At 63.1% G+C, this 6,844-nt stretch carries 14 protein-coding genes and 1 pseudogene; all 15 read right to left on the reverse strand.

Annotated features, from left to right (window positions below; all coding sequences use genetic code 11):
- Nucleotides 1-2: 2 nt before the first annotated feature.
- Complete coding sequence (gene rplE / locus LB529_RS06585; RefSeq protein ID WP_095765509.1) at nt 3-581, reverse strand: 50S ribosomal protein L5; 579 nt, start codon at nt 579-581, stop codon at nt 3-5.
- Nucleotides 574-888, reverse strand: a complete 315-nt coding sequence (rplX, locus tag LB529_RS06590; protein ID WP_095765510.1) for a 50S ribosomal protein L24 — start codon at nt 886-888, stop codon at nt 574-576. The genes rplE and rplX overlap by 8 nt, the downstream gene beginning before the upstream one ends.
- A 12-nt stretch (nt 889-900) precedes the next feature.
- Nucleotides 901-1,269: a 50S ribosomal protein L14 gene (rplN, locus tag LB529_RS06595; RefSeq protein WP_006205457.1), complete on the reverse strand. Its 369-nt coding sequence runs from the start codon at nt 1,267-1,269 to the stop codon at nt 901-903.
- Nucleotides 1,270-1,351: 82 nt separating this feature from the next.
- Entirely contained in the window at nt 1,352-1,591 is a 240-nt protein-coding gene (gene rpsQ, locus LB529_RS06600) for a 30S ribosomal protein S17 (RefSeq protein ID WP_023675136.1), read from the reverse strand.
- Between the two features lie 4 nt (nt 1,592-1,595).
- Entirely contained in the window at nt 1,596-1,796 is a 201-nt protein-coding gene (rpmC, locus tag LB529_RS06605) for a 50S ribosomal protein L29 (RefSeq protein WP_042642190.1), read from the reverse strand.
- A gap of 12 nt (nt 1,797-1,808) precedes the next feature.
- Nucleotides 1,809-2,222 (reverse strand): 50S ribosomal protein L16, encoded by a 414-nt coding sequence (gene rplP / locus LB529_RS06610; protein ID WP_095765511.1) that lies wholly within the window; start codon nt 2,220-2,222, stop codon nt 1,809-1,811.
- Nucleotides 2,223-2,249: 27 nt separating this feature from the next.
- Nucleotides 2,250-2,984 (reverse strand): 30S ribosomal protein S3, encoded by a 735-nt coding sequence (rpsC, locus tag LB529_RS06615; RefSeq protein WP_095765512.1) that lies wholly within the window; start codon nt 2,982-2,984, stop codon nt 2,250-2,252.
- Entirely contained in the window at nt 2,984-3,373 is a 390-nt protein-coding gene (gene rplV / locus LB529_RS06620; protein WP_006205462.1) for a 50S ribosomal protein L22, read from the reverse strand. Before rplV ends, rpsC begins: the two co-directional genes overlap by 1 nt.
- Nucleotides 3,374-3,375: 2 nt before the next feature.
- Nucleotides 3,376-3,654 carry a 30S ribosomal protein S19 gene (gene rpsS / locus LB529_RS06625; protein ID WP_006205463.1) on the reverse strand — a complete coding sequence of 93 codons (279 nt, stop codon included), beginning with the start codon at nt 3,652-3,654 and terminating at the stop codon, nt 3,376-3,378.
- Between the two features lie 16 nt (nt 3,655-3,670).
- Nucleotides 3,671-4,504 (reverse strand): 50S ribosomal protein L2, encoded by an 834-nt coding sequence (gene rplB / locus LB529_RS06630; protein WP_126084116.1) that lies wholly within the window; start codon nt 4,502-4,504, stop codon nt 3,671-3,673.
- 22 nt (nt 4,505-4,526) lie between these two features.
- The gene (locus LB529_RS06635) at nt 4,527-4,820 is read right to left on the reverse strand and encodes a 50S ribosomal protein L23 (RefSeq protein WP_040983033.1); all 294 of its coding nucleotides are present in this window, start codon (nt 4,818-4,820) and stop codon (nt 4,527-4,529) included.
- Nucleotides 4,817-5,437, reverse strand: coding sequence for a 50S ribosomal protein L4 (rplD, locus tag LB529_RS06640; RefSeq protein ID WP_095765514.1), 621 nt, complete (start codon nt 5,435-5,437; stop codon nt 4,817-4,819). Before rplD ends, LB529_RS06635 begins: the two co-directional genes overlap by 4 nt.
- Nucleotides 5,437-6,153, reverse strand: a complete 717-nt coding sequence (rplC, locus tag LB529_RS06645) for a 50S ribosomal protein L3 (RefSeq protein ID WP_095765515.1) — start codon at nt 6,151-6,153, stop codon at nt 5,437-5,439. Before rplC ends, rplD begins: the two co-directional genes overlap by 1 nt.
- Nucleotides 6,154-6,214: 61 nt before the next feature.
- Entirely contained in the window at nt 6,215-6,523 is a 309-nt protein-coding gene (rpsJ, locus tag LB529_RS06650; protein WP_006205468.1) for a 30S ribosomal protein S10, read from the reverse strand.
- 69 nt (nt 6,524-6,592) lie between these two features.
- Nucleotides 6,593-6,844: pseudogene (tuf, locus tag LB529_RS06655) on the reverse strand (elongation factor Tu); the annotation flags it as partial.

A 6,844-nucleotide genomic window follows, 5' to 3' on the forward strand; every position in this document is an offset into this window, starting at 1 on the left:
CGTTACTGGCGGAAGGGGAAGTTGAAGGCCTTGAGCAGCGCTCTTGCCTCGTCGTCCGTCTTCGCCGTCGTACAAACGATGACGTCCATGCCCCAGACCTGATCAACCTTGTCGTAGTTGATCTCCGGGAACACGATGTGTTCCTTGATACCCATGGCGTAGTTGCCACGGCCGTCAAAGCTCTTCGGGTTCAGTCCGCGGAAGTCGCGAACGCGCGGCAGCGCGATGTTCACCAGGCGGTCGAGGAACTCGTACATGCGTTCCTTGCGCAGCGTGACCTTGGCGCCGATCGGCATGTTCTCGCGCACCTTGAAGCCGGCAATCGAGTTGCGGGCGCGGGTGACGACGGCCTTCTGGCCGGCGATCAGCGCGAGATCCTCGGCCGCGACCGAGGGCTTCTTGGAGTCTGCGGTTGCTTCGCCGACACCCATGTTCAGCACGATCTTGTCGATGCGCGGAACCTGCATGTCATTGTCGTAGCCGAACTGCTCCTGCATCGCCTTGCGGATGGTCTCGTTGTAGACCTTCTTGAGGCGCGGCTCGTTCTTGGCAGTTGCCTGCTTGGTTTCAGCCTTAGCCATTGATGACTTCTCCCGAACGCTTGGCGACGCGCACCTTCTTGCCATCCTTCTGGATGGTGAAGCCGACGCGGGTCGGCTTGCCGTCCTTGGGGTCGGCCAGCGCGATATTCGACAGGTGGATCGGCGCTTCCTTGGTGATGATCCCGGCCTCTTGCGACTGGGTCTGCTTCTGGTGACGGCGAATGAGGTTCACGCCGCGGACGACCGCGGTGTCTTCCTTTGGCTGCACCGACAGGACTTCGCCCGAACGGCCCTTGTCCTTGCCGGCAAGCACGACGACCTTGTCGCCTTTTTTGATCTTTTGCATTGGTCCGGCTCCTTACAGCACTTCAGGCGCGAGCGAGATGATCTTCATGTGGTTCTTGGCGCGCAATTCGCGCGGAACCGGTCCGAAGATACGGGTGCCGATCGGCTCTTTCTTATTGTCGACGAGAACGGCCGCGTTCTTGTCGAAACGGATCACGCTGCCGTCCGGGCGGCGGATGTCCTTGGCCGTGCGAACCACGACCGCCTTCATCACATCGCCCTTCTTAACGCGGCCGCGCGGAATGGCTTCCTTGATCGACACCACGATGATGTCGCCGACGGAGGCGTATTTCCGCTTCGAGCCGCCCAGCACCTTGATGCACATGACACGACGGGCGCCGGAATTATCCGCGACGTCGAGGTTTGTTTGCATCTGAATCATGACTGGCCGCCTTCTTCTTTTCTAACGGGACGGGTTCTTCACCCCTCCCCGGTCTGTCCAAAATTCGGTTCGTTCGCCCGGATCAAGCCTGATCCGAAGAGACGACAACCCAGCGCTTGTCCTTGGAAATCGGCTTCGATTCCTGGATGAACACCTGGTCGCCGACCTTGTGGGCGTTGTTCTCGTCGTGCGCCTTGTACTTCTTGGTCATGCGCACGGTCTTCTTCATCACAGGATGCGTGAAGCGACGCTCGACCTTGACCACGACCGTCTTCTCGTTCTTGTCGCTGACGACGGTGCCCTGCAGGATGCGCTTTGGCATGGTCTTAACCCTTCTTGGCCGCGGCTTTTTCCGCGGCGATGGTCTTGATGCGCGCGATGTCCTTGCGGACCTGCTTCACGCGCGCGGTCTTTTCGAGCTGGCCGGTGGCCTTCTGGAAGCGCAGGTTGAACTGCTCCTTCTTGAGAGCGGCCAGGTCGTCGGTCAGCTGATCCTGGGTCTTGGTCCGGATATCTTCGGCTTTCATGATCGCCTGTCCTTATTCTGCGATGCGCTGCACGAAGCGCGTCTTGACCGAGAGCTTGGCGGCGCCGAGACGCAGCGCTTCACGAGCGGTCTCCTCGCTGACGCCGTCGATCTCGAACATGATACGGCCGGGCTTGACGCGCGCCGCCCAGTAGTCGACGGCGCCCTTGCCCTTACCCATGCGGACTTCGGTCGGCTTCGAGGTGACCGGCAGGTCCGGGAACACCCGGATCCAGACGCGGCCGGCGCGCTTCATCTCGCGGGTGATCGCGCGGCGGGCCGCCTCGATCTCGCGCGCGGTGACGCGGTTCGGCTCAAGCGCCTTCAGCCCGAAACCGCCGAAATCCAGGTTGGTGCCGCCCTTGGCGGCACCGTGGATACGGCCCTTGAACTGCTTGCGGAACTTTGTGCGCTTTGGCTGCAGCATCGTTCTAACTCCAAATTCTCAAATGTCTCAGGCGTTCTCGCGACGGCGGCCGCGTTCGCGCTCACCGCCAGCACCGCCGCCGCCATGCGCGGCATCGCCTTCGGTTGCACGGCGCTCGGAAGCCATCGGGTCATGCTCGAGGATCTCGCCCTTGAACACCCACACCTTGACGCCGCAGATGCCGTAGGCTGTGTTCGCCTCGGCCGTGCCGTAGTCGACGTCGGCGCGCAGCGTATGCAGCGGCACGCGGCCTTCGCGGTACCACTCCATACGCGCGATCTCGGCGCCGCCGAGACGGCCGGAGCAGTTGATGCGGATGCCTTCGGCGCCGAGACGCATGGCCGACTGAACGGCACGCTTCATGGCGCGGCGGAACGCGATGCGGCGTTCGAGCTGCTGGGCGATCGACTGGGCGACCAGCGTGGCGTCGATTTCCGGCTTGCGCACTTCAACGATGTTGAGGTGCGTTTCGGACTTCGTCATCTCGGTCAGCTTCTTGCGAAGCTTCTCGATGTCGGCGCCCTTCTTGCCGATGATGAGGCCCGGACGCGCGGCGTGGATGGTGACGCGGCACTTCTTGTGCGGGCGCTCGATCACGACCTTCGAGATCGCGGCCTGCTTGAGTTCCTTCTCAAGATACTTGCGGATCTTGAGGTCCTCGTGCAGCAGCTGGCCGTATTCGCCGGTGTTCGCGAACCAGCGCGAATCCCAGGTACGGTTGATGCCGAGACGCAGCCCGATCGGATTGACTTTCTGGCCCATTATGCGGCCTCCCCTTTTTCCTCGACTTCACGAACGACGATCGTGAGGTGCGAGAACGGCTTTTCGATACGGCTGGCGCGACCGCGGCCACGAGCGTGGAAACGTTTCATGACGATCGACTTGCCGACATAGGCTTCCGCCACGATCAGAGCGTCGACGTCGAGGTCGTGATTGTTTTCCGCATTGGCGATCGCCGATTCCAGCGTCTTCTTGACCGTGCCGGAAATCCGCTTGGCCGAGAATTCGAGGTCGGAAAGCGCTGTCGCGACCTTCTTGCCGCGGATCAGCGCGGCAACCAGGTTGAGCTTCTGCGGGCTGATGCGGATCGTGCGCAGAACGGCACGCGCCTCGTTATCAGCAAGCCTGCGCGGAGCTTTGGCCTTGCCCATGATTATTTCCTCTTCGCCTTCTTATCCGCGCCGTGACCGTAATAGGTCCGGGTCGGAGCGAATTCACCGAACTTGTGGCCGACCATGTCCTCGTTCACCGAGACGGGAACGTGCTTCTGGCCGTTGTAGACACCGAAGGTGAAGCCGACGAACTGCGGCAGGATGGTGGAGCGACGGCTCCACATCTTGATCACCTCATTGCGACCACCTTCACGAACCTTGTCCACCTTCTTGAGAAGGTAGCCGTCGATAAAGGGGCCTTTCCAAATCGAACGAGTCACTTGGCGTTACCTCTTCTTAGCTCTTGCGCTGATGACGCGAGCGCAGGATGAACTTGTCGGTCGCCTTGTTGGACCGCGTCTTCTTGCCCTTGGTCGGCTTGCCCCAGGGCGAAACCGGATGACGGCCACCCGAGGTGCGGCCTTCGCCGCCGCCATGCGGATGGTCGACCGGGTTCATGGCCACGCCGCGATTGTGCGGGCGCTTGCCGCGCCACACGGTGCGACCGGCCTTGCCGTCGTTGATGTTGCCGTGGTCGGGGTTCGACACGGCGCCGACGGTGGCCATGCAAGAGCCGTGCACGACACGCTGCTCGCCCGAGTTGAGGCGCAGGATCGCCATGCCCTGGTCGCGGCCGACGAGCTGGGCGTAACCGCCAGCCGAACGGGCGACCTGGCCGCCCTTGCCCGGCTTCAGCTCGATGTTGTGGACGATCGTGCCGACCGGCATCGAGGCCAGCGGCATCGCGTTGCCCGGCTTCACGTCGACCGCTTCGCCGGCCACGATCTTGTCGCCGGCAGCAAGACGCTGCGGGGCCAGGATGTAGGACAGCTCGCCGTCGTCGTACTTGATCAGCGCGATGAAGGCGGTGCGGTTCGGATCGTATTCGATACGCTCGACCGTGCCGACGACGTCGTACTTCTTACGCTTGAAGTCGATGATGCGGTACGAACGCTTGTGACCGCCGCCGATGAAGCGGGCCGTGATGCGGCCGTAGTTGTTGCGGCCGCCCGACTTGGTCAGGCCTTCGGTCAGGCCCTTGACGGGCTTGCCCTTGTAGAGGCCCGAGCGGTCGACGATGACCAGCTGGCGGGTGCTCGGCGTTACCGGGTTGAATTTCTTAAGTGCCATTGTCCTGTCCTCGCGGCCTTGCTCAGAGACCCGTCGCGACGTCGATCGACTGGCCGTCGGCCAGCGTCACAACCGCCTTCTTGACGTCGCCCTGGCGGCCAACTGTGCCGCGGAAGCGCTTGATCTTGCCCTTGCGGACGAGCGTGTTCACAGCCGTCACCTTGACGCCGAAGAGAGCCTCCACGGCAGCCTTGATTTCCGGCTTCGACGCCTTCTTGGCGACGTTGAAGACGACCTGGTTCTGCTCGGAAGCCATGGTCGACTTTTCGGTGATCGCCGGCGAGACGATCACGTCGTAGTGACGGAGGTCGGTCATTTAAAGCGCTCCTCGAGAGCCTCGACGGCGGCCTTCGAAAGGACCAGCGTGCCGCGGCGCAGAATGTCGTAGACGTTGATGCCCTGGATGGGCAGCACGTCGATGTTCGGAATGTTGGTCGCGGCCAGCTTGAAATTCTGGTCAAGCTCGGCGCCGCCGATGACCAGGGCGTTGGTCAGCCCCAGCGTCTCAAAATTCGCCACCAGCGCCTTGGTCTTGGCTTCGGTGAGCTTCAGCTCGTCGACGATGATCAGCGAAGCGCTCTTGGCCTTGGCCGAGAGAGCGTGCTTGAGGCCAAGCGCACGGACCTTCTTCGGCAGCTCGTGCTCATGGCTGCGAACGACCGGGCCGTGTGCCTTGCCGCCGCCGCGGAACTGCGGAGCGCGGGCCGAGTGGTGACGGGCGCGGCCCGTACCCTTCTGCTTGTACATCTTGGCGCCGGTGCGCGCGATTTCGGCGCGGCCCTTGGCCTTGTGCGTGCCCTGCTGCTTCTTGGCGAGCTGCCAGCGCACGACGCGCTGCAGGATGTCCTCGCGCGGGTCAAGGCCGAAAATCTCCTCGGAGAGTTCCACCTTGCCGGCGTCCTTGCCGCCCAGCGTTGTGATCTTGAGATCCATTATTCGGCTCCCTCAGTGGCCGGGGCTTCGTTCTTGGCGGCAGCGGCGCGGATCGCGGCCGGCTTCGGCGCATTGGCCGGCAGCGCAACCTTGGCGGCGTCGCGAACCAGGATCCAGGCGCCCTTGACGCCGGGGACCGCGCCGCGGATCAGGATCAGGCCGCGATCGGCGTCGGTCGAGACGACCTCGACATTCTGCGTGGTGACGCGGGTGTCGCCCATGTGGCCGGCCATCTTCTTGCCCTTGAACACCTTGCCGGGGTCCTGGCGCTGGCCGGTCGAGCCGTGCGTGCGGTGCGAGACCGAGTTACCGTGCGTGGCGCGGCCACCACCCATGTGGTGCCGCTTGATCACGCCCTGGAAACCTTTGCCGGTCGAGGTGCCGGTGACGTCCACCTTCTGGCCGGCGACGAAATGCTCGACGGTCAGCTCGGCGCCGACGTCGATCATGTTGTCGGCGGAGACGCGGAACTCGGCGACCTTGGCCTTCGGCTCGACGGAAGCGGCGGCGAAATGGCCGCGCATCGCCTTCGACGTGTTCTTCACCTTGGCAAGGCCAACGCCGAGCTGGACGGCGGTGTAGCCGTTCTTCTCCTGCGTGCGCTGGGCCACGACCTGGCAGTTCTCCATCTGGAGAACGGTGACGGGAACGTGTTCGCCGGCATCGTTGTAGATGCGGGTCATTCCCACCTTCTTTGCAATCACACCTGAACGCATCGGTTCAATTCCTTTAGAGTTCCGGGCCAGGGGCACCGCCCCTTACCGCTCTCTCATTCCCTTAGAGCTTGATCTCGACGTCGACACCGGCGGCCAGATCAAGCTTCATCAAAGCATCGACCGTCTGCGGGGTCGGATCGACAATGTCGAGCAGCCGCTTGTGCGTGCGCATCTCGAACTGTTCGCGGCTCTTCTTGTCGACGTGGGGCGACCGGTTGACCGTGAATTTTTCGATCCGCGTCGGCAGCGGGATTGGGCCGCGGACGTTGGCGCCGGTGCGCTTGGCGGTCGACACGATTTCGCGCGTCGAGGCGTCGAGCACCCGGTGGTCAAACGCCTTAAGGCGGATGCGGATATTCTGTCCGTTCATGCGTCAATTCCTTGTTCTGGCGCGGCGCGGGCAGCTCCCGCGCCCGCGACAGATCGGTTTCAGTCCAAATTACTCTTTGATGGTGACGACGATGCCGGCACCGACGGTGCGGCCGCCTTCACGGATGGCGAAGCGCAGCTTCTCTTCCATCGCGATCGGCACGATCAGCTCGACGTCGACGGTGATGTTGTCGCCGGGCATCACCATCTCGGTGCCGGCCGGCAGCGTCACGATGCCCGTCACATCCGTCGTGCGGAAGTAGAACTGCGGACGGTAGTTGGTGAAGAACGGCGTGTGACGGCCGCCCTCGTCCTTGGTCAG

The organism is Mesorhizobium sp. CA5, assembly GCF_020165105.1.
Taxonomy (GTDB): domain Bacteria; phylum Pseudomonadota; class Alphaproteobacteria; order Rhizobiales; family Rhizobiaceae; genus Mesorhizobium.

What these genes read in the sequence shown, in the direction of transcription:
- rplP (WP_095765511.1), bottom strand. Translation starts at nt 2,222, where the DNA reads ATGCTGCAGCCAAAGCGCACAAAGTTCCGCAAGCAGTTCAAGGGCCGT.
- rplD (WP_095765514.1), bottom strand. Translation starts at nt 5,437, where the DNA reads ATGGATCTCAAGATCACAACGCTGGGCGGCAAGGACGCCGGCAAGGTG.
- rpmC (WP_042642190.1), bottom strand. Translation starts at nt 1,796, where the DNA reads ATGAAAGCCGAAGATATCCGGACCAAGACCCAGGATCAGCTGACCGAC.
- rplV (WP_006205462.1), bottom strand. Translation starts at nt 3,373, where the DNA reads ATGGGCAAGGCCAAAGCTCCGCGCAGGCTTGCTGATAACGAGGCGCGT.
- rpsJ (WP_006205468.1), bottom strand. Translation starts at nt 6,523, where the DNA reads ATGAACGGACAGAATATCCGCATCCGCCTTAAGGCGTTTGACCACCGG.
- rplN (WP_006205457.1), bottom strand. Translation starts at nt 1,269, where the DNA reads ATGATTCAGATGCAAACAAACCTCGACGTCGCGGATAATTCCGGCGCC.
- rpsQ (WP_023675136.1), bottom strand. Translation starts at nt 1,591, where the DNA reads ATGCCAAAGCGCATCCTGCAGGGCACCGTCGTCAGCGACAAGAACGAG.
- rplB (WP_126084116.1), bottom strand. Translation starts at nt 4,504, where the DNA reads ATGGCACTTAAGAAATTCAACCCGGTAACGCCGAGCACCCGCCAGCTG.
- rplE (WP_095765509.1), bottom strand. Translation starts at nt 581, where the DNA reads ATGGCTAAGGCTGAAACCAAGCAGGCAACTGCCAAGAACGAGCCGCGC.
- rplC (WP_095765515.1), bottom strand. Translation starts at nt 6,153, where the DNA reads ATGCGTTCAGGTGTGATTGCAAAGAAGGTGGGAATGACCCGCATCTAC.
- LB529_RS06635 (WP_040983033.1), bottom strand. Translation starts at nt 4,820, where the DNA reads ATGACCGACCTCCGTCACTACGACGTGATCGTCTCGCCGGCGATCACC.
- rpsC (WP_095765512.1), bottom strand. Translation starts at nt 2,984, where the DNA reads ATGGGCCAGAAAGTCAATCCGATCGGGCTGCGTCTCGGCATCAACCGT.
- rplX (WP_095765510.1), bottom strand. Translation starts at nt 888, where the DNA reads ATGCAAAAGATCAAAAAAGGCGACAAGGTCGTCGTGCTTGCCGGCAAG.